Raw genomic sequence first — 22,782 nt, 5'->3', positions numbered from 1 at the left:
TTACGACTCGGTGAGCTGCAGACCGCGACTTCGGTCGCCGCGAGGTTCGGCTGCCCCTTCGGGAGCCAGTCGGACCGTATTGACTGATCGTGCGATGTGCGCACCTTCTGTGGAAGCCGGTATCCCTATGGACGCCACCCATCTCGACACCTTCATCGACGCGTTGATCGACGATCTCACCCCGGCACCCGTCCCGGAGGACGAGGCCGACCGGAGGCTGTGTCACCTGCTGGATTCTCCTCGGCGCATCGTGGATGAACCGGCCTTGCTCGCGGTACTGGCTGCCGCTGTCACGGCGCGCAACGTGTTCGACCATGTGATCGCCCAGGCAGTCGCCGCCGCGGAACGCGCCGGTATCCCGGCGCGGCGGCATCTGCGCACGGGGGCCGATCTGCTCACCAGTATCGGGGTCGCTCCGGGTGCGGCGTATCGGGCGGCTCGGGTGGGGCGGGCGGCAGAGGCCTTGCCGGCGCTGACGGCGCAGCAGCGCCTCGGTGGGGTCGGGATCGAGTTCGCCGACGCCGTCGGCAAGGGCGTCAGTCACATCGAATCCCGTGTCGCGTTGTCCGATGACGAGCGCGCCGAGGTCGTCACCACCCTGATGATTCAGGCCACTCCGTCGGGGGTGGATAAGAAGGCCCGCGGGATCGCCATCGAGAAGGTCAAAACTCAATCGGTCGACGACACAGCGGTGCCAGTGGCGGAGAACACCGACCTTAACGACATGAGCGTGGTGCCGACCGGTGACGGGCGCCTCAGCGCCACCCTGGACCTCGACGTGCTCACCGGAGAAGAACTGCTCGCCGCCCTGGACCCGCTGTGCCGGCCCATCCCGCTGCCCGACGGCTCACCCGATCCCCGCCCGGTCGGGCGGCGCCGCGCCGACGCCTTCGGGCAGATACTGCGCACCTACCTCTCCAGCTCCGGGCGCCCGATGAGCGGTGGGGTGCTCCCGCACGTCACCCTCATCCGACCCGCCGAACACGGGGTGGACAGTCTCGGCTTCGGTGGGCCCGTCAGCACCGCCACGGCCGAGCTCATCGCCTGTGACAGCACTTTGACTTCGGTGCTCGTCGACCACTCGGGCGCACCCCTGGATGTGGGGCGCGCCGAGCGGCTCTTCACACCCGCGATCCGCAAAGGGTTGGCCGTCCGCGACGGGGGCTGCGCACACCCCGGCTGCGGGCGGCCGGTTTCCTGGTGCGACGCCCACCACATCATCCCCTGGGAGCATGGCGGCCCCACCAGCCTCGACAACGGGGTCCTGCTGTGTCGACTGCACCACACCGCCATCCACCACGGCGGCTGGCAGGTTTACATCGGCCCCGACCGCCATCCCTGGTTCATCCCACCGCATGACCCGACCGGGCCTGAACCGGCGCATCTGCGCTCCCACGCCCGACGCACCATGACCGACCTGCCCACCGCTGCCTGACTCAGTCTTCACGCACCTTGAAAACTAAACAGCGAAGAGATACCCGGCGGCTGGTGCTAGATCCGGGCGGCGCGGCGCACCTGTGAGAGTGCGCCGCGCACGGCGCCCTCGACGGCGGCCAGCGGCGACGCGATGGCCTCACCGATCTCCACGATGGCCTCCACGCGGGCCACGATGAGCTCCAGGCGCTCCACCATCGCGATCAGCCGGGGGGCCAGCTCGTCGATGCTGGTGATGGTCTTGTTGAACCGATCCAGCGTGACGTCGAGGTCGCCGATCGAGTTGTTCAGGGTCACGACCGTCCGGTCGAGGTCGGTGAGCAGGGTTTCGACCTGGACCACGGTGGCGTCGGCGTTCAGCGCCGCCTGCGTGAGCGTTCTGATGCGCCGCCCCGCCGGGCGGGTTCGGCCGTCGCCCTTGTCTGCCATATCAGCCAGTATGGCCGCTTCGGGAACCGAAACGGGCCAAGCTGCGTCTGAACATGTATGGCGAAATTCTGTTACGGGAGCGTGCGGCTTCGCTCCGAGGCCGGTTCGGCCCGGGCGGTCGCCGACTATCTGGCCGGATACGGGGAGGCGCTGGCCGACCAATGTCCCGAATGCCGGCCCGACGAGTAAGGGTCTAACCGGCGAGTGACGCGGCGGCGGCCTTGTCCAACAGCCACACGGTGGCCTCCCGGCCGAGCGCACCCGCAGCGGGGATGTCGACCGGATCGGCACCGCCGATCGCGGCGGCGGCCGCCTCGGCCTTCTCGGCTCCGGCCACCACCAGCCACACCTCGCGGGCCCGCCGCACGGCGGGCAGTGTGAGCGTGATGCGCCGCGGCGGCGGTTTGGGTGAATCGGTGACGGCGACGACCAGCCGGGTCTCTTCGCGCACCGCGTCGGTGTCGGGGAACAGCGAGTTGATGTGGCCTTCGCCGCCCATCCCGAGCAGGTGCACGTCGAACTCCTCGGGGAGCAGCTTCTCGTACGCCTGGGCCGCCCGCTCGATATCGTCGCCGAATTCGCCGTCACTGGACGCCATCTCGTGCACGTTCCCCGACGGGATGGAGATGGTCTCCAAGAGCGCCTCGCGCGCCTGACGGTAGTTGCGGTCGGCGTCCTCGGCGGGCAGGAAGCGTTCATCGCCCCAGAACAGCTGCACCTTGGACCAGTCGACATCCTGTGCGTACGCCGCGACGTGCCGCAGCAGCGCGATCCCCACCGTGCCGCCGGTGAGCACGATCGCCGCCGCACCGCGGTTGGCGATCGCCGAGGTGATGGCGCCCACCAGTCGCGCACCGGCGGCGGCGGCCAGTTCGCCGGCATCGACGTAGGTTTCGATCTTCTGCTCAGACATAGGTCACCTTGTCGATTCCGTGCAACGCTTCCAGATAGATCTCGTCGGCATCGAGGCGCCGCATGTCCTCGGCGAGGCAATCGCGGGTTTCCCGGCGCGCCAACGGGATCTGAGCATCGGGCTTGCCGGTGCGGGTGAGTGTTGCCGTGACACCGTCCTGCGGGCGGCTCAGGGTGATGGTCTCGCTCGGCCGGGTCAGCTCCACCTTGAGCTCGCCGACCGCGCGGGTGACCGGGCAGTTCAACCGGCCGACCAACCAGCCGGCCAGGATGTCGAGGGCCGGCTCGTCCTTCAGCCCGGACACCACGGCCGCGGTGATCGGCTCGTGCGGTGCCTGGTCCACCGCGGCGGTCAGCAGCGCACGCCAGTAGGTGATGCGGCTCCAGGCCAGATCGGTGTCCCCGGCGTTGTACCCGGCGAGTCTGCTCTTGATACAGGCCAGCGGGTTCTCACCGTTGGTGGCATCGGTGATCCGGCGGATCGCCAAGCGGCCCAGCGGGTCCTGGGCGGGTATCGCGGGGGCGAGATCGGGCCACCAGGTCACCACCGGGGTGTCGGGCAACAGGAAGGGGGTGACCACGCTGCTGGCGTGGTTGGCCAGTGGGCCGGACAACCGCAGCACCACCACCTCGTTGGCGCCCGCGTCGCTGCCCACCCGCAGCTGGGCGTCGAGGCGGGCGTCGAGGCTCAATCGGTCCCCGGGGATCACCACGATCACCCGGCAGGGGTGCTCACGGCTGGCAGCATTCGCGGCCTCGATCGAATCCTCCAGCACCGCTTCGGTATCCGGTGCGATCACGAGCGTCAGTACCCGACCGAGCGTGATCGCGCCGCCCTCCTCGCGCAGGGCGACGATCTTCTTGTTGATGGCACCGGTGTTGGTGTCGGGCAGGTCGATGATCACGGGCGCCTCCATTCGCGTCCGGTCCGGTGCAGCATCTCGAACGCCGACTCCGGACCCCAGGTGCCCGACTCATAGGTATCCGGCTTGCCGTGCGATGCCCAGTGCTCCAGCGCGGGATCCAGGATCTTCCAGGACAATTCGACTTCGGCGTTGACCGGGAAGAGTGACGGCTCGCCCAGCAGCACGTCGAGGATCAGCCGTTCGTAGGCCTCGGGCGACTCCTCGGCGAACGCCGAGCCATAGGAGAAGTCCATGCTGACATCGCGCACCTCCATGGCGTTGCCGGGCACCTTCGAGCCGAACCGCAGCGTGATGCCCTCATCGGGCTGCACGCGGATCACCAGGGCGTTCTTGCCCAGCTCCTCGGTCATGGTGGCGTCGAACGGCAGATGCGGCGCCCGCTTGAACACCAACGCGATCTCGGTCACCCTGCGGCCCAATCGCTTTCCGGTGCGCAGGTAGAACGGCACGCCCGCCCACCGCCGGGTGTCCACGTCGACGGTGATGGCCGCGAACGTCTCGGTGATGGAGGTCTTCGAAAAGCCCTCCTCATCGAGCAGTCCCACCACCTTCTCCCCACCCTGCCAGCCCGCGGCGTACTGCCCGCGCGAGGTCGTCTCGTCCAGGGGTTCGGCGAGCCGGCTGGCGCCGAGCACCTTGATCTTCTCGGCCTGCAGCTCGGCGGGGGAGAAGTTGACCGGCTCCTCCATCGCGGTCAGCGCGAGCAGCTGGATCAAGTGGTTCTGGATGACATCTCGTGCGGCACCGACACCGTCGTAATAGCCGCCGCGGCCGCCGAGGCCGATGTCCTCGGCCATGGTGATCTGGACGTGGTCGACGTAGTGGGCATTCCAGATCGGTTCGAACATCTCGTTGGCGAAACGCAGCGCCAGGATGTTCTGCACCGTCTCCTTGCCGAGATAGTGGTCGATGCGGAACACCGAGGACTCCGGAAAGACACTGTTGACCAGGGCGTTGAGCTCCTCGGCGCTGGACAGGTCATGCCCGAACGGTTTCTCGATGACGACCCGGCTCCAGGTGTCACCGGGCTTCTCGGCCAGCCCCGACCGGGACAGCTGTTCGAGCACCTGTGGGAACGCCTTCGGCGGGATCGACAGGTAGAACGCGTGATTGCCGCCGGTGCCGCGCTCGGTGTCCAACGCGTGCAGTGTCTCGGTGAGCCGTGCGAAGGCCTCGTCGTCGTCGAAGGCACCCTGGACGAACCGGAATCCCTCCGCAAGGCGGTCCCAGACCTCCTGCCGGAACGGGGTCCGGGCGTGCTGCTTGACCGCGTCGTAGACGACCTTGGAGAAGTCCTCGTCCGCCCAGTCGCGCCGGGCGAACCCGACGAGCGCAAAGCTGGGCGGCAGCAGCCCGCGATTGGCGAGGTCGTAGATCGCCGGCATCAGCTTCTTGCGGGCCAGATCACCGGTGACCCCGAAGATCACCACCGCGCACGGCCCCGCGATGCGGGGCATGCGCTTATCGCGTTTGTCTCGCAGCGGGTTGTGCCATGCGGCGGCGGTGTCCGTCATTTGTTCGCGGCGTCCAGCTGTCCCTGGGTGGCCTCGAGCAGCTCGGCCCAGGACTTCTCGAACTTCTCGACGCCTTCGGCTTCGAGGACCCTGAACACGTCGTCGAGATCGATGCCCACCTCGGACAGCGCGTCGAACACGCCCTGGGCGGCGGCCGCGGTACCGCTGACGGTGTCGCCGGTGACCACGCCGTGGTCGGCGACGGCGTCCAGCGTCTTCTCCGGCATGGTGTTCACCGTGTTGGGCGCCACCAGTTCGGTCACATAGAGGGTGTCCGAATAATCGGGGTTCTTCACCCCGGTGGACGCCCACAGCGGGCGCTGCACCCGGGCGCCGGCCTCCTTGAGCGCGGCGAAACGCGACGAGCCGAACATCTCCTCATAGGCGGCGTAGGCCAGGCGGGCATTGGCGACACCCGCCTGTCCCCGCAGATCCAGGGCCTCCTGCGAGCCGAGCTTCTCCAGCCGGGCGTCGATCTCGGTGTCCACCCGGGACACGAAGAACGACGCGACGGAATGGATCTTGGACAGGTCGTGGCCGGCCTCCTTGGCCTTCTCCAGCCCGGCAAGGTAGGCGTCGATCACCAGGCGGTGGCGCTCCACCGAGAAGATCAGCGTCACGTTGACCGAGATGCCCTCGGCGATCACCGCGGTGATGGCGGGCAGGCCGGCCATCGTCGCGGGGATCTTGATCAGCAGGTTGGGGCGATCGACGATCTTCCACAACTCGATGGCCTGCAGGATGGTCTTGTCGGTGTCGTGCGCCAGCCGCGGGTCGACCTCGATGGACACCCGGCCGTCGACACCGTCGGACACCTCGTAGGTCTTGGCCAGCAGGTCGCAGGCGTTGCGGACATCGTCGGTGGTGACGGTGCGGATGGTGGCATCCACGTCGGCACCCTGGGCGGCAAGCTCGTTGACCTGGTCGTCGTAGGCGTTGCCCGCCGACAGCGCGGCCTGAAAGATCGACGGGTTGGTGGTGACGCCCACCACGCTCTTGGTGGCGATCAGGTCGGCCAGGTTGCCGGTCTGCAGGCGGTCGCGGGACAGGTCGTCGAGCCACACGGATACGCCGGCGGCCGACAGTGCGGCCAGGTTTTCGTTCTGAGACATGGTTATTCGCCTTACCTTCTAGTTATCGAGGGTGCGTTCGGCAGCAGCGACGACGGCTTCAGCGGTGAAACCGAACTCACGGAACAACGTCTTGTCATCGGCAGACTCGCCGTAGTGCTCGATCGAGATGATCTCGCCGGTATCTCCGACGAGCTTGTGCCAGGACTGCGCGATACCGGCCTCGACCGCGACACGGGCCGACACGTCGGGCGGCAGCACCGAATCGCGGTACTCCTTGGGCTGGGACTCGAACCACTCGACGCACGGCATGGAGACCACCGCGGCCGCGATGTCCTTCTCGGCCAGCAGCTTCTTCGCCTCGACCGCCAGCTGCAGTTCGGATCCGGTCGCGATGATGATCACCTCGGCATCGGCCGCGTCGTCGCCGCCGAGGACGTAGCCGCCCTTGGCGACACCGTCGGCATCGGTGCCCTCCAATACCGGGATGCCCTGTCGGGTCAGGATGAAACCAACCGGGCCGCTGCCGTTACCGCGCGCGATGATGCTCTTCCAGGCGTAGGCCGTCTCGTTCGGATCACCGGGGCGCACCACCGACAGGTTCGGGATGGCACGCAGCGCGGACAGATGCTCGATCGGCTGGTGGGTGGGGCCGTCCTCACCGAGGCCGATCGAGTCGTGCGTCCAGATGTAGATGGTGTCGATGTCCATCAGCGAGGCCAGTCGCACTGCCGGGCGCATGTAATCGGAGAACTGCAGGAACGTGCCGCCGAACGCGCGGGTCGGACCGTGCAGCACGATGCCGGACAGGATCGAGCCCATGGCGTGTTCGCGGATACCGAAGTGCAGCACCCGGCCGTACCAGTCGGCGGTGAAGTCCTCGGTGGAGATGCTGGGCGGGCCGAACGATTTCACGCCTTTGATGGTGGTGTTGTTGCTACCGGCGAGATCAGCTGAGCCACCCCACAATTCGGGCAGCTTCGGGGCAACGTCGTTGAGCACCTGGCCGAATGCGGCGCGGGTGGCAACGGACTTGGAGCCGGGCTCCCAGTAGGTGATGTCCGCATCCCAGCCCTCGGGCAGTTCCCCGGCCGTCAGCCGGTCCAGCAGTTTCTTGCGCTCGGGCTCGCGCTGTGCCCAGGCGTCGAAATCGGTCTGCCACTTCTCGTGCGCCTCGCGGCCACGGTCCACCAGCTTGCGGGTGTGCGCGATGACCTCGTCGCGCACCTCGAAGGTCTTCTCCGGGTCGAAGCCCAGGATCTTCTTGGTGGCGGCGACCTCGTCGGCGCCCAGCGCCGAACCGTGCACGCCACCGGTGTTCATCTTCGTCGGCGCGGGGTAGCCGATGATGGTGCGCACCGAGATGAAGGACGGCTTGTCGGTCACCTTCTTGGCCTCGGCGATGGCCTCCTCGATACCGACCACATTCTCGCCGCCGACGATCTCCTGGACATGCCAGCCGTAGGCGCGGTAGCGGTCGGCGACGTTCTCGCTCAACGCGATATCGGTGTCGTGCTCGATGGAGATGTGGTTCTTGTCGTAGAAGACGATCAAGTTGCCCAGCTGCTGGGTGCCCGCCAGCGAGGACGCCTCGCTGGTGACGCCCTCCTCGATGTCGCCGTCGGAGGCGATCACGTAGATGTAGTGGTCGAACGGGCTCTCACCGGCGGGGGCCTCGGGGTCGAACAGGCCGCGCTCGTAGCGGGCGGCCATGGCCATACCCACCGCCGAGGCGAGTCCCTGGCCCAGCGGTCCGGTGGTGATCTCCACGCCCTTGGTGTGCCGGAACTCCGGGTGGCCGGGGGTCTTGGACTTCCAGGTGCGCAGCGCCTCGATGTCCTCGAGCTCCAACCCGAACCCGCCCAAGTACAGCTGCAGGTAGATGGTGAGGCTGGAGTGGCCACAGGAGAGGATGAAGCGGTCGCGGCCGAGCCAGTGGGTGTCGGACGGGTCGTGGCGCAGCTGGCGCTGGAACAGCGTGTACGCCAGCGGGGCGAGGCTCATCGCGGTACCGGGGTGGCCGTTGCCGACCTTCTGCACCGCGTCGGCGGCCAGCACCCGCACGGTGTCCACCGCGACCGTGTCGAGGTCGGACCAGTCGTCGGGGTGGTTCGGTTGCGTGAGGGCAGTTATCTCTTCGGCGGTGGTCACTACCTTCACTCCTAAATTTCTCTGCGCTGCGGACGTCGCTACGTCAAACACCCTAGTGCGGGCGAGTCATCCACCGCAGACCGGTTGGTGCAGCTTTTGCCTCCGTTAACCCCGCAACAAACTCCGATACACACCCTGCGGTGCGGGGCCGACTCCGGCGCGGTCTACCATCGTCTGTAGTAGAAGCCCGCGTGACCGTCGCCCGAGGAGTTATTAGCGTGAGCATTCGCGAGCGCCGGCCGGTCAGTGGCGCACCGAATCGGATACGAACCACGGTTCTGTCGTACCTGGCGTTGACCAAGCCCCGTGTGATCGAGCTGTTGCTGGTGACGACGATCCCGGCGATGCTGCTGGCCGACCGCGGCACCGTGGACCCGCTGCTCATCCTGAACACCCTGATCGGCGGCATGATGGCCGCCGCCGGTGCCAATACCCTGAACTGCGTCGCCGACGCCGATATCGACAAGGTGATGAAACGCACCGCCCTGCGGCCGCTGGCGCGGGCGTCGGTGCCGACCCGGCACGCGCTGATCTTCGGGCTGGTGCTGACCGTGGGATCGTTCGCGTGGCTGTGGCGGACCACCAACCTGCTCTCGGGCCTGCTGGCGCTGGCGACCATCGCGTTCTACGTCTTCGTCTACACCTTGCTGCTCAAACGCCGCACGTCGCAGAACGTGGTGTGGGGCGGGGCGGCCGGTTGCATGCCGGTGATGATCGGTTGGTCGGCGGTGACCGGGACCATCGGCTGGCCCGCGCTGGTGATGTTCCTCATCATCTTCTTCTGGACGCCGCCGCACACCTGGGCGCTGGCGATGCGCTACAAGGAAGACTACAAAGCCGCCGGTGTGCCGATGCTGCCCGTCGTGGCCACCGAGCGCCAGGTCACCCGCCAGATCCTGATCTACACCTGGTTGACGGTGCTGACCACGCTGACGCTCGCGCTGGCCACCGGCTGGCTGTACGCGTCGGTGGCCGCCCTGGCCGGGGTGTGGTTCCTGGTGATGGCCCATCAGCTGTACTCCGGCGTCAAACGCGGGGAACCGGTGAAGCCGCTGCGACTGTTCCTGCAGTCCAACAACTACCTCGCCGTGGTGTTCTGCGCGCTGGCCGTGGATTCCGCGTTGGCCCTGCCGCAACTGTTCTGACCGGTCCAGGTTCGGGTCGAATGCGGCCCCGACTCCCTACTATGGGATTTCATGATCATCGGGTGGCTGTTCCGGGCCGTGGCCGGCCTCGTCGTGTTGCTCGCCCTCGCCGCCTGTTCGGCGGGATCCCCGCCCGGCTCCCCGGGAACGGCCGAGGATTTCAAGGCCGGCGGCGGCTCCGCCTCGGAGACCATGCCGCTGACCGGTCCGGCCCCCCAGGACGCGCCGAAGGCGCCACCGGAGGTGGCGCGCGATGTCGTCAAGACGGCCACCATCTCGCTCACCGCGGACAACCCGCTGGGTGCGGCCGACCGCGCGTCGGCGCTGGCCACCGATGCCGGCGGGCGGGTGGACAGCCGCACCGAGTACGGCGGGTCACCGCTGGACCGGGCCCGCGTCACCCTCACGTTGCGGGTCCCCGCCGACAAACTCGACGGCGTCATCGACGGGCTGAAGGGCCTCGGCACCGTCGACTCGCTGGACATGCAGGCCGAGGACGTCACCAGCCAGCGCGTCGACCTGGACGCCCGCATCAAGGCGCTGCAGACCTCGGTGGACCGCCTGCTGGCGATCATGCGCGACGCCCGCGACCCGTCGGCGCTGATCGAGGCGGAGAACGCGCTGTCGCAACGTCAGGCCGACCTGGACAGCCTGCGTGCGCAGCGCGCCGCGCTGGGTGAGCAGATCAGCTACAGCACCGTCACCGTGGAGCTGGTCGCCGGCGTCACCGGAGGCCCGGCACCCGAGCAGTACCGGGGATTCCTCGGCCAGGTGGAACGGGGCTGGGACGCCCTGGTCGACACCGGGGCCAACCTGTTGCTGCTCGTCGGTCTGCTGCTGCCCTGGGTCGGGGCGGGGGTCGTCGCGCTGGCGCTGCTGTTCGGTGTCTACCGGTTGGTGCGGCTGCGCCGCTAAGGCACCAGCACCACCGAGCCGACGGTCTTTCGGCCCTGCAGATCGGTGTGCGCCCGGGCGGCCTCGGCCAGCGGGTAACGCTCACTGACCGTGATGCTGATCGAACCGTCGGCGATGGCGTTGATCAATTCCCCGGCCCGCCAGGCGAACTCGTCCGCGGTGCGGGTGTAGGCGCCCAGGCTCGGGCGGGTCAGGAACACCGAACCCGCGGTGTTGAGGCGCTGCGGGTCGAAGGCGGGCACCGGGCCACTCGCGGCGCCGAACAGTGCGAGTGTGCCGCGCACCGCCAGGCTGGCCAGGCTGGCCTCGAACGTCGAGGCGCCCACCCCGTCGTAGACCGCCGCGACGCCGCCGCCGGAGAGCCGCTTCACCGTCGCTCCGAACTCCTCGGGGTCCTCGGGGTACTCCAAAACCTCGACCGCACCGGCCCGGCGGGAGAGCTCGGCCTTCTCCGGGGTCGAGGCGGTGGTGATCACCTTGGTGCCCAGACTGGTCGCCCACTGGGTCAAGATCAGTCCGACCCCGCCCGCGCCGGCATGCACCAGGATCGTGTCGTTGGACTGCACGGCGTACACGGATTTGAGCAGGTAGTGCGCCGTCATCCCCTTCAACAGGGCGGAGGCCACCGCGTCGGGTGCCACCTCGTCGGGCACATAGGCCACGTAATCGGCTGGTGCGAGCGAGAAGTCGGCGTAAGCGCCGACCGCGTTGGCGGTCACCACCCGGTCACCGAGCGCCAGTGCCGCGACGTCCGCACCGACCGCGGCCACCGTCCCGCACACCTCGCTGCCCACTACGAACGGTGTCTCCCGGGGATACAGGCCGGACCGGAAATAGGTGTCGATGAAGTTGACGCCGATCGCCTCGGCCTTGATGAGCACCTGCCCGGGCCCCGGGGTGGGTGTGTCCTTCTCGACGTAGTTCAGGACCTCGGGTCCGCCGGTCTGAGCGACTTCGATGGCATGCATATCTCTATCATCCATGTGTGAAGCTGGCCCGTCCCGAGGTGTTCCATCCGCGCATCGTGTTCGCCAGCTGCGCGGCACTTCCCGAAGGTGACAGCGATGACGCCGGTCTGGTGGCCGCCCTGCGGGCCCGCGGGCTGCATGTCAGCTGGAAGCCATGGGACGACCCGGTCACGCTGCAGGCCGACCTGGTGGTGCTGCGCGCCACCTGGGACTACAGCGAGCGGGTCGAGGAGTTCGTGGCCTGGACGCGGGCGGTGCGCAACCTGCTCAACCCGCCGGCGCTGGTGGCCTGGAATATCGACAAGCACTATCTGCTGGACCTGCAGCGTGACGGCCTGCCGATCGTCCCCACCCGGTATTACGGCGCCGACGAGACGGTGCCGCCACCAACCGGTGAAGTGGTGGTCAAACCCGCCGTCGGCGCCGGTTCGGTGGGTGCGCAACGGTTCGTCGACCCGGCCGCGGCGCTGCGTCACGCCGGTGCGCTGCAGTCGGCGGGCCGCGCCGTCCTCGTGCAGCCCTATGACCCGCGGATCGCGCGCGGCGAGACGGCGCTGGTGTTCCTCAACGGGGAGCCCTCCCACGCGTTCACCAAGGGTCCGATCCTGCCGCCGGCCGGGCGCGGTCCGCAGTTCGAGCCGACCGGCACGTTCGCCGCGGAGAAGCTCGGGGCCGCCGATCCCGCCGAGGAAGTGTGGGAGGTGGGCCACGCCGCGATCGCCGCGGTGACGAATCGGTTCGCCATTGCGTCGCGTGACCTGCTGTACGCGCGGGTCGACGTCATCGGCGGAGCCGACGATCCGCGACTGCTGGAACTCGAACTCGTCGAACCGTCGCTGGGCTTCCGCCAGCTCGGCGCGGCCGAGAAGCGCCGCGCTGAGCGGGATTACGCGCTCGGCGTGGAGGCGGCCCTGATCCGGCTCGGGCTCGGTCCGCTGTCGCACCGCGGGATGTGATTGCCGTGCTCGACGCTGACGATGTCCAGCGCGTCGCGCTGTCGCTACCCGAGACCAGGGAGAAGGAGCGCTGGGGGCATCCGACATTCGATGTGGCGGGCAAGATGTTCGTCACCGTGCCCGACGATCAGAGCTCGTTTGCGGTGCGCTGCCCGCGATTTGACCGCGAGGAGCTGATTGCCGCCGAGCCGCACAAGTTCTGGGTGCCCGCGCACGAGGCGGCATCGGCGTGGGTGCGGGTTCGGCTCGACGCGCTGGAAGACGCGGGGGAGTTGCACGACATCCTGCTCGACTCCTGGCGGCAGGCCGCCCCGAGCAGGCTCACCGATACCGAGGACCCCTGACCGGGGTCACGCGTCGAGACGCCGCCCGGTCGCGGCGTCGAAGCGGTGCACGTCACGCGCGGACAGTCCCACCGTCGCGCCGACGGTGATCTCGGTCAGGGCCGCCGCCTCCACCACGCTGGTCAGCTGCTGATCCGCGGAGCGGACCGTTATGATGGCCCGCGGTCCGAGCAGTTCGACGAGTTCCACGACGGCGGCGCCGTCGGCGTCCGGGGTCAGGATCAGGTCATCGGCGCGCACGCCGATGGTCACCGACGACGCCTGCGGGCCGCCCACGCTGATCCGGACACCGGATTCGGTGCGCAGCTCGCCGCCGGTGACGGTGCCGTCGACCAGATTCATCTTCGGGCTTCCGACGAAGGTGGCCACGAAGGTGTCTGCCGGGCGCCGATAGACCTCCCCGGGCGGGCCGGCCTGGGCGATGCGCCCCTCGCGCATCACGACGATCCGGTCCGAGAGTGTCATCGCCTCCTCCTGGTCGTGCGTGACGTAGAGCGAGGTGATGCCCAATTGGCGTTGCAGCCGCAGGAGTTCGGTGCGGGTCTCCACCCGCAGCTTGGCGTCCAGGTTGCTCAGCGGCTCGTCGAACAGGAACACCGCGGGCTCGCGGATGATGGCCCGCCCGATCGCCACCCGCTGCTGCTGGCCGCCGGACAGGTCCTTGGGTTTGCGCTCGACCAGCGCGCCCAGGCCCAGCGACTCGGCGATCTCATCGGCCCGACGCAGCGCCTCGGCGCGCGCAGTCTTCTTGGCCCGCAACGGGAACGCGATATTCTCGCGCACCGTCAGATGCGGGTAGAGCGCGTAGTTCTGGAACACCATCGCGATATCGCGGTCCTTGGGTTCCAGCGCGGTGACATCCCGGTCGCCGATGTGGATCGTGCCGGCGCTGACCTGCTCGAGACCGGCCAGCATGCGCAGCGAGGTGGTCTTACCGCAGCCGGACGGGCCCACCAGCACCGTCATGCTGCCGTCCGTCAGTTCCAGGTCCAGATCCGACACCACGCTCGTCGACCCGAATGCCTTGCCCACCTTGGAGAAGGTGACCGATGCCATGTGCAACCTCGCTTGTCTAGTACTTGACCGCGCCGCCGCTGATCCCTTGGACCAGGCGTCGCTGGATGAAGAAACTGGCGATGACGACCGGGATGATCGCGATCATGATCGCCGCGCTCATGGTGCCGATCTGCACACCGCGGAACGTGTTGAAGTTCGCGATCGCCACCGGCAGGATCGCCGCATTGCCCGGCGCCAGGATCAGCCCGTAGAACAGGTCGTTCCAGGACAGCGTGAACCCGAAGATGCCGGCGGACCCGATCCCGGGATAGACCTGCGGCAGCACCACCAACCGGAAGGCCTGCCAGCGGGTGAATCCGTCGACGCGGGCCTGCTCCTCCAGCGAAGCGGGGACCGCCTCGAAGAAGCCGATGAGAAACCAGGTGACCAGCGGCAGCACGAACGACAGGTGCGCGAAGATCACCGGCGCCAAGGTGTCGGTCATCCGTAATGCCTGTGCCATGGTCAGGAACGGAAACACCATCACCGCCGGTGGAACGACCTGCGCGGCCAGCATCCCGAATCGGGTCAGGGAGCCACCGGCACGGTACTTGGCGATGACATAGGCGCCCATGCTGCCGACGACCAGGCTGATCGCCACCGTGATGACACCGACCAGTGCGCTGCGGCCGGCGGCGGCGAACACCCCGGACGCGAACACGGCCTGCCAGTTCGCCAGGCTGGGAGCGAAGGCGAACAGGAACGGCTCCGACATCTGTTCCGGTGTCTTGAAGCTCGCCAGCGCCACCCAGACGATGGGGAACAGCACGAAGACGAACGCCGCGGCGAGTACCGCCAGGCGCAGGGTCTCCAGCCAGGTGAACCGGCGGGTCATCGGGCCGCGCTCCGCTCGGCGACGCGATTGCGTTCCATGGCGCGGAAGGCCGCCACGATCACCACCAGCACGAGGGCCAACACGATGAAGGCCATGGCGCTGGCCTGGGCGAGCCGGAAGAACTGGATGCCTTCGAGATACATGAAGTACTGCAGGGTCTGGGTCTCGGTGCCCGGGCCGCCACGGGTGGTGGCGTAGATGTACTCGAAGACGCGCAGAGCGTCCAGGCCGCGCAACAGCACCGCGACGGTCAGCACCGGGGCGAGCATGGGGATCAGCATGCGGCGCAACCGGTAGACCGGACCGGCGCCGTCGACCCGGGCCGCCTCCATGGGCTGTTTGGGCATCGATTCCAGACCGGCCAGGATCAGCAGCACCATGAACGGTGTCCACTGCCAGACATCGATGAACGCGAGCGTCAGCAGCGCCTTCCCGGCGCCGAAGAAGTCGTAGTCGGCCCCCACTGCGTGCAGCAGCGCGGGCACCGCGCCGATCTGGTCGTTGAGCAGGAACCGGAAGATCAGGCCGACCGCGATCGGGGTGATGAACATGGGCGCCAACACGATCGCCCGGGACAGATCCTTGGCCCAACGCTGCTGATGCAGCGCCAGCGCCAGGGCGAAGCCCAGCACCAGTTCGGCGCTCACCGCGATCACCACGTAGGTGGCGGTCGTCGCGAAGGCCTCCCAGAACGCCGGATTGGTCAGCGCGCTCGCGAAATTGGCGGTGCCCACGAAATCCGGTGGCGTGCGGTCGGTCAGCTTGTAGTCGGTCACCGACAGATACGCCGCGTAGCAGAGCGGGAATCCGACGGCCACGACGAACAGGGCGAGCAGCGGTGTGAGCATGCCGTACTTGAACTTCATCGCGAACACCCCATGCGTCCTGTAGGCCACGTGGCCGCCGGATTCCCTACGGTCACTTCTGGATCCGCTCCGCGGCTGCCTGGGCATCACGCAGTGCGTCGGCGACGCTCTTGTTGCCCGCGGCGGCATCGTTGAGCTCGGTGCCGACGGCCTGGATCATCTCCTCGCCGCCTTTACCCTGGGTGAGCGGCGCCGCGTCGGCCAGGATCTCGCCGACCGTCTTGTAGTAGTCGGCGCCGTAACCGGCGGCCAACACCTTGGGGTTGGTCAGTGAGCTCTGCCGGATCACCGCGCCGCCGTCGGCGACCCGCTGTGCGTCGACCTCGGGGGAGGTCACCCACGAGGCGAACGCCCAGGCGGCGTCGGCCGCGCCGGAGTTGGCCGGGATGGCCCAGCTCCACAGGCCCAGTGCGGATTTGCCGCCGGGGATGGGCGCCAGGGCGAACTGCCCGGCGCGCTGTCCGGAGGCGCCCTCGGGGTCGTTGAGCGCGGGCAGGTTCCAGTTGTAGCCGATCATCGAGGCGGCCAGTCCGCCCGAGACCGAGCGGAACGCCTCATCGAAGCCCCAGGACAGGCTGTTGGCCGGTGCCGCGGTCCGGTACGTCTCGATATAGGCGTCCAGGGCGCGGGCGGCCTGCGGGGTGTCCAGTGTCGGCTTGCCGTCCTCGCCGTAGATGGAGCCGCCGGCGGCGAAGAGCCAGTTGGCCCATTCCTCGAAGATCTTGTACCCGCGCTGCGGCTGCATGGCGATGCCGGCCCGGTCGGCGGTCTTGAGACGCTGCGAGGTGGATACCAGCGCGTCCAGGTCGGTGGGCACGCTCTGCCCGGCGGCGGTGAGATCGCCGGTGTTGTAGATGTAGCCCAGCGCGTAGTTGTAGAACGGCACGCCGTAGGTGGTGCCCTCGACATCGGTGATCGCGGTGAGCGAGGCGAAGAAGTCTTCCGGCTGGTAGTCCGGGGTCGCGGCGATCCGGTCGCCCAGCGGCTCCAGGAAGCCGGCGTCGGCGAAATCGTCCATCCACGGGTTGTCCACCACGATGAGGTCATAGGCGGGTTGCGCGGCCTGGAACGAGGACACCAGGCGGTCCCGCATCTGGTCGAACGTCATGGTCTCGATCTCGACCTTGATATCGGGGTACTTCTGGTTGAACTGTCCGACAAGGCCTTTGACGATGTCGGTGTCGGGCACGTTCTCCATCAGCACCCGCACGGTGGCGTTGGTGTCGGTGGGGATCTCACCGAGTCCCGATGAGCTCTGCTGGTCGGATCCGCCGCTGCCCGCGCAGCCGGCCAGGGTCAGGCTGGTGGCGGCGATGATCGCTGGCAACCAGCGCAAGGTTGGAATTTTCATGGTCCTCTTCTCTTTGTCCGCGTGGATCGAGTGGGTACGGGAACGGGAAAACTCAATCCATATAGGCACCGCCGTTGACGGACAGTGCTTCTCCGGTGATGAACCGGGCATCCTCGGAGACCAGGAACGCCACCGCGCGGGCGACGTCGTCGGGGGTCTGCAAGCGACCCAGGGGAGTGGCATCGATCCAGGACTGCCGCACACCCTCGGGGGTCGACCCGGTGAGCAGGGCTTCCCACTCCAGCTCGCGGGTCTGCATCGGGGTGGCGACGAAACCGGGGCACACGCTGTTGACCGTGATGCCGTGTGGGGCAAGCTCGAAGGCCATCGCCTGGGTGAGGCCCAGCACGCCGAACTTGGAGGCCACATAGTCGGCCAGGAACGGCACCCGGCCCTGTTTGGCGGCCATGGATGCGGTGTTCACGATGGTGCCGCGCACGCCGGTGCGGATCATGGCCCGCGCGGCGGCCTGCCCGCACAGGAAGACGCCCTTGAGGTTGATGTCCAGGCTGCGGTCGAGCTGGTCGGTGGACACGTCGACGAAGCGGGCCATCGCCGAGATCCCGGCGTTGCTCACCCAGGCGGACAGGCCCAACCGGTCCGCGACGTCGTCGGCCAGGTCCGCGGATCCGGCGGCGTCGGTGACGTCGAGGCCGGCCGCCTCGTGCCCGGTCCCGGCCAGGCCGTCGCGGGTCTGCCGGGCGGCCTCTTCGTCGATATCGGTGACGACGACCCGCCAGCCGCGTTCGGCCAGGGTGGTGGCGATGGCCCGGCCGATCCCCGACCCCGCGCCGGTGAGGACGGCGGTCTGCGGGCGGGTGGAGGTTTCGGGGGTGGTCATGACCGGGCCTTTCGGGCGATGCGGTGGGATATGGGGGTCAGCACGTCACCGAGTTCGCGCCACTGCGCGTAGGCCTCGGCGTAGCGGTCGACGTTGCGGGGGTTGGGGATGACGGGTTCGCCCACGGTCTGGAAGGCCGCGGTGCTGTCCCAGCCGTCGAGCAGCCCGGTGCCGACGGCGGCGATCACCGCGGCGCCCAGTGACGCCCCGGGGTGTCCCACGATGGGTGAGAGCGGGGTGTCGAGCACGTCGGCGAGAATCTGTTTCCACAGCACCGATCGGCTGCCCCCGTTGGTGACCAGTGCCCGGTGCAGCGGCACGCCCATCGACGCGAACACGTCGGTGTGGTGCTTGAAGCCGTAGGCGATGGCCTCCAGCACCGAGCGGTACATGTCGGCACGATTGTGGGCGAGGTCCAGACCGACGAACGCGCCGCGCAGATCGGGATCATGCAGCGGGCTCTTCTCGCCGAGAAAGTACGGCAGACAGAGGATTTCGCCCGGATTGCGGGTGTCGGCCTCGTCGTCGAGGGCGACCAGGTCGACACCGCCGGACAGGGTCTGGAACCAACGGATCAGACTCCCGCTGGTGGCCATGCAGCCGTTGGGCAGCCACCGCCCGGGCACCGGGTGCGCGTCGAGATAGAGCCGGGCGTCGATGACGGGGTGGTCGGCCGCGGCCAGGATGTCCCCGGCGCCACCGAGTTTCACCAGCCAGTCACCCTCGTTGTTGATGCCGGCGGCGTAGGCCGACAGCACATGGTCGGCGCCGCCGACGATCAACGGCAGTCCGGCGATCAGGCCGGTGGCAGCGGCCGCCTCGGCACTCAGCTCGCCTGCCTGGGCGCCCGGGGGTAGCACGGTAGGGACCAGGTCCGCGCGCAGATGTGCCGCGTCGAACACCGCGTCGAAGCGTCCACCATCGACGGTGCCCAGCCCGGATTCCAGCGCCCAGTTCAGTTCGACGTGGGCCGGGGCGCCCAGCGCCATCAACACCCAGTCATAGGAACCGACCAGGCGTGTGGTGCGGCCCCAGGCTGCGGGCTCATGGCGTTGCAGCCACATGGCGGTCGGCGCGACGGACTGTTGGGTGATGGCCGAACCTGTGGTCCGCAGCACGGTCTCGGCGTCGAGCGCGTCGTCGAGTTGGGCGATCTCGGCGGTCGCCCTGGCGTCGTTCTGCAACAGCGCGCGCCGCACCGGGGTGCCGGTGACGTCGAGGGCCAGCACGGCCGGGACCATGCCGGTGGTGGCCAGCGCGGCGATCTGCGCGGGGGCGGTCCCGGACGCGGCGAGCACGTCGCGGATACCGGCGTGCACATTGCTCAGCCACTGCGCCGGATCGGCCTCGGCGTGGCCGGGGGCATCGGAGAACAGCTGGGCTTCGTGGGTGGCCTGGGCGACGATGCGGGCTCGAGCGACGTCGACGAGCACGGTCTTGGTACCGGTGGTGCCGATATCGATGCCGATGGTGAACTCCGGCATGCCATCCCTTCGGTCGGTGTCCGCGCCGTAATGGAGCAGTGGGACCACAATACTTACTCTGTTATATTCTCACAAGACATGTGGCACAGTCACGAAAACTCACGAAAAGCCCCTGGATTACTGTGATTTAGTAACATATGTTTAACCCGAGACTCACTCCATGACCTTCGAGAACACAGCGGAGAGGCGCCCCCATGACCAGTTGGCTCGATGACGTATTTGCCGTGCAGAAGCCCGTGATCGCGATGCTGCACCTGGCGGCACTGCCCGGTGACCCTGGCTTCGATACCGCCGCGGGTGTCCGGGCGGTCGTCGACCGCGCCAAGGAGGAACTGGCCGCGCTACAGGAAGGCGGCGTCGACGGGGTCATGGTCTCCAACGAGTTCAGCCTCCCGTACCTGACCAAGACCGAGCCGATCACCGCCATCACCATGGCCCGGGTGATCGGCGAGCTGCTGTCCGAGTTCACCGTGCCCTACGGCGTGAACGTGCTGTGGGACGGTCGCGCGTCGATCGATCTGGCGGTGGCCACCGGCGCCCAATGGGTGCGTGAGATCTTCACCGGCGTCTATGCCAGCGATTTCGGACTGTGGGACACCAACGTCGGCGAGGTCGCCCGGCACCGCCACCGCGTCGGCGGGGCCGGTGTGAAGCTGCTGTTCAACATCGTCCCGGAGTCGGCGGTCTACCTGGCCGACCGTGATCTGGCCTCGGTCACCGCCACCACGGTCTTCGCCACCAAACCCGATGCCATCTGCGTGTCCGGCCTGACCGCGGGCGCGTCCACCGACACCCAGGCGCTGCGGGTGGTCAAGGACAACGCCGGCGCGGTGCCGGTGTTCGTGAACACCGGTGTGCGGGCGCACAACGCGGCCGAACAACTGTCCATCGCCGACGGCGCGGTCGTCGGTACCTACTTCAAACAGGACGGGGTGTTTGAGAACCGTGCCGTGGCGTCGCGAGCCTCGGAGCTGATGGACGCGGTGAAGGAATTCCGCAAGACGCTATGACCGAGCACTTACGCCTGCTGGCGATCGACGCCGCCCGCCGCGGAGCGGCGGTGTGCCGGCAGCACTGGGGCGAACCCGTGCAGATCGCGACCAAGGGAGCGGCCGGCGACGTGGTGACCGCGGTGGATCGCGCCGCCGAGCAGGCCGTGCGCGCGGCGCTGCTGGCGGCCCGGCCGGGCGACGGTGTACTCGGGGAGGAGTTGTCCGAGCACGTCGGGTCCGGGTCGGTGCAGTGGGTCGTCGACCCACTCGACGGCACCACCAACTACACCCGGCGGCTGCCGCATTTCGGTACCTCGGTGGCGGCCCGGTCCACGACCGACGGCAGCTGGCTGGCCGGCGCGGTGTGCGCGCCGGTGCTGGGAATGACCTGGAGTGCCGCCAAAGGTCTTGGCGCCCATCTCGACTCGGGGTCGGGGGAGGTGCGGCTGCCGCTGGCGCTGATGGCGTCCTCGGTGCGACTGATGGGCACCGGGCTGTCCTACGATCCCGGTCACCGGCGCAGGCAGCTGCGTGAACTCGGTGCGGTGATGGCCGAATACACCGATATGCGCCGATTCGGGGCGGCCGCACTGGATCTCTGCCTGGTGGCCCAGCGCAGCCTCGACGCCTTCGTCGAGGACGATCTCGCGGTGCACGACTGGGCGGCCGGCGCGCTGATCGCCGAGGAGGCCGGCGCCGTGGTGCTGCGCTCGGACACCGGCGGGGTCTCAGCGCGCTGGGCTTGACCGCTCGGCGTTCACGCAGACCACCGAGACGCCCGTCGACCGCAACGCGTCCACCGTCGGATGGGTCGGCGGGCCGTCGGTGACCAGGATCGAAATCGCCGATACCGGTGCGACGTTGATCAACTGCACGCGGCCGAGTTTGGAGGCGTCGGCGGCCACGATGACCCGGTCGGCCGAGCGCATGGCCGCCTGTTTCACGTTGCCCTCCTCGCGGTGGTACTCGGAGGCGCCGCGCTTACCGTCGACCCCGGCGATACCCATCACGTAGGTGTCGCAGTTGTACCGCAGGTAGAAATCCTCGGCCTCGGCACCGATCAGACTCAGCTCGCCCGGGCGCACCTTGCCGCCGGTCAGCAGGATCGTGGTGTCCGGCTCGTCGGCCAGTTCGATGGCGACCAGCACGCTGGGGGTGATCACGGTCAGGCCCAGATCGCGTCCCTTCACCGCCCTGGCCACGGCCAGCACCGTGCTGCCGCTGTCCAGGATGACGGTCTCGCGTGGGGTCAACAGGTCGGCGACCGCGTGCGCGATGTGCAACTTCTCGTCGGCGGAGTCGGCGGCCCGCGCATCGAAGGACGGCTCGGTCGACTTACCGCCGAAGGCGATGGCGCCGCCGAGCACCCGGCGCGCGATGCCCTGTTCCTCGAGGCGCTCGATATCGCGGCGGATGGTCATCTCCGAGACGTCGAATTCGTCGGCCAGCGTGGCGAAGTCGACCTCGCGGTCGGTGTGGATCCGGGCGGCGATCGCTGCGCGGCGAGCGTGTGCGTTCAAGCCGGCGGTCATGCCGACAGCGTAAACGACAGATGTGAATAAATCACAACAATCACACCGTGTTGACGCGGCGCTCCCACATCGAGGCCCAGAGCGCCGCCGTCGCCGCGGTACACGCGCCGGCACCCGCGACGTGCAGGGCGACCAGCGCCTCCGGCACACCGGTGAAGAACTGCACCGCACCGAGCCCACCCTGGGCGATCACCAACGCCACCAGGACCCCGAGGCGGGTCAGCACCGGGCGCGGCACCCGCACGGCCACCAGCGCGAAGCCCAGCGACACCAGCAGCGACAGGTAGGCGATCAGCAGCGTCGAATGCATGTGCACCAGGGTGGTGATCTCGACCTCCAGGCGCGGTACCGGGCGCGCGACGCTCTTGTCACCCGCGTGCGGGCCCGCGCCGGTCACCATGGTGCCGGTCACCAGCACCGCGGACAGGGCGACACCGCCGAGGGCGGTCAGCTGGCGCAACGGTTTCGGCGCCACAGCCACCGGCGTGCCCTCATCGGGTTCGCCGATCTTGGCGTAGAGCAGCACCGCCAGCCACACCATCGCCATCGACACCAGCAGGTGGATGGCCACCGTCCACCAGAGCAGGCCGGTGAGCACGGTGATTCCGCCGATGATCGCCTGGGCGACGGTCGAGGCCGGCATCAGCCAGGCGTAGCCCAGCACCTCGCGGCGGCGCCGGGCCCGGGTGACGACGATGACCGCGGCGGCCGCGGTGAGCACGACCAGGAAGGTGAGCATCCGATTGCCGAATTCGACGGCCTGATGGATGCCGGCGACCTCGGCGTGCGGCACCGGGGTGAAACTGCCCGGGAAACACTGCGGCCAGGTGGGGCAGCCCAGTCCGGAAGCCGTGACCCTGACGATGGCCCCGGTGACGGCGATACCGCCCTGGGTCAGGATTACCAGCGCCGCGACGATGCGCTGCACGCGCAGGCTGGGCACGGGCAGCGTGTCGACGAGTCGCAGGAAAAGTCGTCCGACAGCCACGGCCCGATCGTAGAGCAGTGCTAACTACGGGCTGTAGTAGGGCTGTAGTAGGGCTGTAGTAGGGCTGGCTCGG

The 22,782-nt window shown here is 68.4% G+C and carries 23 protein-coding genes; 8 read left to right on the top strand and 15 right to left on the bottom strand.

What is annotated here, in order from left to right; all coding sequences use genetic code 11:
* The first annotated feature begins 127 nt into the window (after positions 1 to 127).
* Positions 128 to 1,435: an HNH endonuclease signature motif containing protein gene (locus A7U43_RS17580; RefSeq protein WP_067997862.1), complete on the top strand. Its 1,308-nt coding sequence runs from the start codon at positions 128 to 130 to the stop codon at positions 1,433 to 1,435.
* Between the two features lie 56 nt (positions 1,436 to 1,491).
* On the opposite strand, the gene A7U43_RS17575 is transcribed toward A7U43_RS17580, so the two are convergent.
* Positions 1,492 to 1,863, bottom strand: coding sequence for an ATPase (locus tag A7U43_RS17575; RefSeq protein WP_067997859.1), 372 nt, complete (start codon positions 1,861 to 1,863; stop codon positions 1,492 to 1,494).
* Between the two features lie 57 nt (positions 1,864 to 1,920).
* Between A7U43_RS17575 and A7U43_RS30555 the strand changes: the two genes are divergently transcribed.
* Positions 1,921 to 2,052 carry a hypothetical protein gene (locus A7U43_RS30555; RefSeq protein ID WP_257747505.1) on the top strand — a complete coding sequence of 44 codons (132 nt, stop codon included), beginning with the start codon at positions 1,921 to 1,923 and terminating at the stop codon, positions 2,050 to 2,052.
* Between the two features lie 4 nt (positions 2,053 to 2,056).
* On the opposite strand, the gene pgl is transcribed toward A7U43_RS30555, so the two are convergent.
* From pgl to tkt, 5 genes are read right to left on the bottom strand one after another with little or no spacing between them, the layout of a single operon-like run.
* Positions 2,057 to 2,776, bottom strand: coding sequence for a 6-phosphogluconolactonase (gene pgl, locus A7U43_RS17570; protein ID WP_067997856.1), 720 nt, complete (start codon positions 2,774 to 2,776; stop codon positions 2,057 to 2,059).
* Positions 2,769 to 3,680, bottom strand: a complete 912-nt coding sequence (opcA, locus tag A7U43_RS17565) for a glucose-6-phosphate dehydrogenase assembly protein OpcA (RefSeq protein WP_068003011.1) — start codon at positions 3,678 to 3,680, stop codon at positions 2,769 to 2,771. Before opcA ends, pgl begins: the two co-directional genes overlap by 8 nt.
* A complete protein-coding gene (gene zwf / locus A7U43_RS17560) occupies positions 3,677 to 5,215 on the bottom strand; it encodes a glucose-6-phosphate dehydrogenase (protein ID WP_067997851.1) in 1,539 nt (512 codons plus the stop codon). Before zwf ends, opcA begins: the two co-directional genes overlap by 4 nt.
* A complete protein-coding gene (gene tal / locus A7U43_RS17555) occupies positions 5,212 to 6,327 on the bottom strand; it encodes a transaldolase (RefSeq protein WP_067997848.1) in 1,116 nt (371 codons plus the stop codon). The genes zwf and tal overlap by 4 nt, the downstream gene beginning before the upstream one ends.
* An 18-nt stretch (positions 6,328 to 6,345) precedes the next feature.
* Positions 6,346 to 8,436, bottom strand: coding sequence for a transketolase (tkt, locus tag A7U43_RS17550; RefSeq protein ID WP_068003008.1), 2,091 nt, complete (start codon positions 8,434 to 8,436; stop codon positions 6,346 to 6,348).
* A 218-nt stretch (positions 8,437 to 8,654) separates the two neighbouring features.
* Here tkt and A7U43_RS17545 point away from each other — a divergent pair, with 218 nt between their 5' ends.
* Both A7U43_RS17545 and A7U43_RS17540 read left to right on the top strand, forming a co-directional pair.
* Positions 8,655 to 9,581, top strand: a complete 927-nt coding sequence (locus A7U43_RS17545) for a heme o synthase (RefSeq protein ID WP_067997845.1) — start codon at positions 8,655 to 8,657, stop codon at positions 9,579 to 9,581.
* Positions 9,582 to 9,632: 51 nt separating this feature from the next.
* Positions 9,633 to 10,496: a DUF4349 domain-containing protein gene (locus A7U43_RS17540; RefSeq protein ID WP_082902186.1), complete on the top strand. Its 864-nt coding sequence runs from the start codon at positions 9,633 to 9,635 to the stop codon at positions 10,494 to 10,496.
* Here the strand turns inward: A7U43_RS17540 and A7U43_RS17535 are convergent.
* Positions 10,493 to 11,464, bottom strand: coding sequence for a quinone oxidoreductase family protein (locus tag A7U43_RS17535; RefSeq protein WP_067997842.1), 972 nt, complete (start codon positions 11,462 to 11,464; stop codon positions 10,493 to 10,495). The genes A7U43_RS17540 and A7U43_RS17535 overlap by 4 nt on opposite strands.
* A gap of 17 nt (positions 11,465 to 11,481) precedes the next feature.
* Between A7U43_RS17535 and A7U43_RS17530 the strand changes: the two genes are divergently transcribed.
* Together A7U43_RS17530 and A7U43_RS17525 are read left to right on the top strand one after the other, a co-directional pair.
* Positions 11,482 to 12,420: an ATP-grasp domain-containing protein gene (locus A7U43_RS17530; RefSeq protein ID WP_067997839.1), complete on the top strand. Its 939-nt coding sequence runs from the start codon at positions 11,482 to 11,484 to the stop codon at positions 12,418 to 12,420.
* Positions 12,421 to 12,425: 5 nt separating this feature from the next.
* Positions 12,426 to 12,764, top strand: coding sequence for an MmcQ/YjbR family DNA-binding protein (locus A7U43_RS17525; RefSeq protein ID WP_068003002.1), 339 nt, complete (start codon positions 12,426 to 12,428; stop codon positions 12,762 to 12,764).
* A 6-nt stretch (positions 12,765 to 12,770) separates the two neighbouring features.
* Here A7U43_RS17525 and A7U43_RS17520 read toward each other — a convergent pair whose 3' ends face one another.
* Genes A7U43_RS17520 through A7U43_RS17495 form a run of 6 tightly spaced genes read right to left on the bottom strand, consistent with a single transcriptional unit; the run spans position 12,771 to position 19,197 of the window.
* Positions 12,771 to 13,820, bottom strand: coding sequence for an ABC transporter ATP-binding protein (locus A7U43_RS17520; RefSeq protein ID WP_067997836.1), 1,050 nt, complete (start codon positions 13,818 to 13,820; stop codon positions 12,771 to 12,773).
* 16 nt (positions 13,821 to 13,836) lie between these two features.
* Positions 13,837 to 14,655, bottom strand: a complete 819-nt coding sequence (locus A7U43_RS17515) for a carbohydrate ABC transporter permease (protein WP_067997833.1) — start codon at positions 14,653 to 14,655, stop codon at positions 13,837 to 13,839.
* Positions 14,652 to 15,521, bottom strand: a complete 870-nt coding sequence (locus tag A7U43_RS17510) for a carbohydrate ABC transporter permease (protein WP_068002999.1) — start codon at positions 15,519 to 15,521, stop codon at positions 14,652 to 14,654. Before A7U43_RS17510 ends, A7U43_RS17515 begins: the two co-directional genes overlap by 4 nt.
* Before the next feature lie 52 nt (positions 15,522 to 15,573).
* Entirely contained in the window at positions 15,574 to 16,872 is a 1,299-nt protein-coding gene (locus tag A7U43_RS17505) for an ABC transporter substrate-binding protein (RefSeq protein ID WP_067997830.1), read from the bottom strand.
* A 52-nt stretch (positions 16,873 to 16,924) separates the two neighbouring features.
* On the bottom strand, positions 16,925 to 17,713 hold the full coding sequence (locus A7U43_RS17500; protein ID WP_067997827.1) for an SDR family NAD(P)-dependent oxidoreductase: 789 nt from the start codon (positions 17,711 to 17,713) through the stop codon (positions 16,925 to 16,927).
* Positions 17,710 to 19,197, bottom strand: a complete 1,488-nt coding sequence (locus tag A7U43_RS17495) for an FGGY-family carbohydrate kinase (protein WP_067997824.1) — start codon at positions 19,195 to 19,197, stop codon at positions 17,710 to 17,712. The genes A7U43_RS17500 and A7U43_RS17495 overlap by 4 nt, the downstream gene beginning before the upstream one ends.
* Positions 19,198 to 19,391: 194 nt before the next feature.
* Between A7U43_RS17495 and A7U43_RS17490 the strand changes: the two genes are divergently transcribed.
* Positions 19,392 to 20,207 (top strand): BtpA/SgcQ family protein, encoded by an 816-nt coding sequence (locus tag A7U43_RS17490; RefSeq protein WP_067997820.1) that lies wholly within the window; start codon positions 19,392 to 19,394, stop codon positions 20,205 to 20,207.
* Entirely contained in the window at positions 20,204 to 20,935 is a 732-nt protein-coding gene (locus A7U43_RS17485) for an inositol monophosphatase family protein (protein WP_067997816.1), read from the top strand. Before A7U43_RS17490 ends, A7U43_RS17485 begins: the two co-directional genes overlap by 4 nt.
* On the opposite strand, the gene A7U43_RS17480 is transcribed toward A7U43_RS17485, so the two are convergent.
* Both A7U43_RS17480 and A7U43_RS17475 read right to left on the bottom strand, forming a co-directional pair.
* Positions 20,918 to 21,721 carry a DeoR/GlpR family DNA-binding transcription regulator gene (locus A7U43_RS17480; protein ID WP_067997814.1) on the bottom strand — a complete coding sequence of 268 codons (804 nt, stop codon included), beginning with the start codon at positions 21,719 to 21,721 and terminating at the stop codon, positions 20,918 to 20,920. The two genes, A7U43_RS17485 and A7U43_RS17480, sit on opposite strands and share 18 nt — an antisense overlap.
* A 40-nt stretch (positions 21,722 to 21,761) precedes the next feature.
* Positions 21,762 to 22,709 carry a COX15/CtaA family protein gene (locus A7U43_RS17475; RefSeq protein ID WP_067997811.1) on the bottom strand — a complete coding sequence of 316 codons (948 nt, stop codon included), beginning with the start codon at positions 22,707 to 22,709 and terminating at the stop codon, positions 21,762 to 21,764.
* Positions 22,710 to 22,782 lie beyond the last annotated feature (73 nt).

The sequence above is a fragment of the Mycobacterium adipatum genome (genome assembly GCF_001644575.1).
Classification (GTDB): domain Bacteria; phylum Actinomycetota; class Actinomycetes; order Mycobacteriales; family Mycobacteriaceae; genus Mycobacterium; species Mycobacterium adipatum.
Note: the sequence above shows the minus strand (reverse complement) of the source record. Positions and strands in the feature narration are given on the sequence as shown.

Bases quoted from the DNA above. Each gene is read 5' to 3' on its own strand.
- A7U43_RS17580 (WP_067997862.1), top strand. From the start codon at position 128: ATGGACGCCACCCATCTCGACACCTTCATCGACGCGTTGATCGACGAT.
- A7U43_RS17575 (WP_067997859.1), bottom strand. From the start codon at position 1,863: ATGGCAGACAAGGGCGACGGCCGAACCCGCCCGGCGGGGCGGCGCATC.
- A7U43_RS30555 (WP_257747505.1), top strand. From the start codon at position 1,921: ATGGCGAAATTCTGTTACGGGAGCGTGCGGCTTCGCTCCGAGGCCGGT.
- pgl (WP_067997856.1), bottom strand. From the start codon at position 2,776: ATGTCTGAGCAGAAGATCGAAACCTACGTCGATGCCGGCGAACTGGCC.
- zwf (WP_067997851.1), bottom strand. From the start codon at position 5,215: ATGACGGACACCGCCGCCGCATGGCACAACCCGCTGCGAGACAAACGC.
- tal (WP_067997848.1), bottom strand. From the start codon at position 6,327: ATGTCTCAGAACGAAAACCTGGCCGCACTGTCGGCCGCCGGCGTATCC.
- A7U43_RS17540 (WP_082902186.1), top strand. From the start codon at position 9,633: ATGATCATCGGGTGGCTGTTCCGGGCCGTGGCCGGCCTCGTCGTGTTG.
- A7U43_RS17535 (WP_067997842.1), bottom strand. From the start codon at position 11,464: ATGCATGCCATCGAAGTCGCTCAGACCGGCGGACCCGAGGTCCTGAAC.
- A7U43_RS17520 (WP_067997836.1), bottom strand. From the start codon at position 13,820: ATGGCATCGGTCACCTTCTCCAAGGTGGGCAAGGCATTCGGGTCGACG.
- A7U43_RS17515 (WP_067997833.1), bottom strand. From the start codon at position 14,655: ATGACCCGCCGGTTCACCTGGCTGGAGACCCTGCGCCTGGCGGTACTC.
- A7U43_RS17510 (WP_068002999.1), bottom strand. From the start codon at position 15,521: ATGAAGTTCAAGTACGGCATGCTCACACCGCTGCTCGCCCTGTTCGTC.
- A7U43_RS17505 (WP_067997830.1), bottom strand. From the start codon at position 16,872: ATGAAAATTCCAACCTTGCGCTGGTTGCCAGCGATCATCGCCGCCACC.
- A7U43_RS17500 (WP_067997827.1), bottom strand. From the start codon at position 17,713: ATGACCACCCCCGAAACCTCCACCCGCCCGCAGACCGCCGTCCTCACC.
- A7U43_RS17495 (WP_067997824.1), bottom strand. From the start codon at position 19,197: ATGCCGGAGTTCACCATCGGCATCGATATCGGCACCACCGGTACCAAG.
- A7U43_RS17490 (WP_067997820.1), top strand. From the start codon at position 19,392: ATGACCAGTTGGCTCGATGACGTATTTGCCGTGCAGAAGCCCGTGATC.
- A7U43_RS17485 (WP_067997816.1), top strand. From the start codon at position 20,204: ATGACCGAGCACTTACGCCTGCTGGCGATCGACGCCGCCCGCCGCGGA.
- A7U43_RS17480 (WP_067997814.1), bottom strand. From the start codon at position 21,721: ATGACCGCCGGCTTGAACGCACACGCTCGCCGCGCAGCGATCGCCGCC.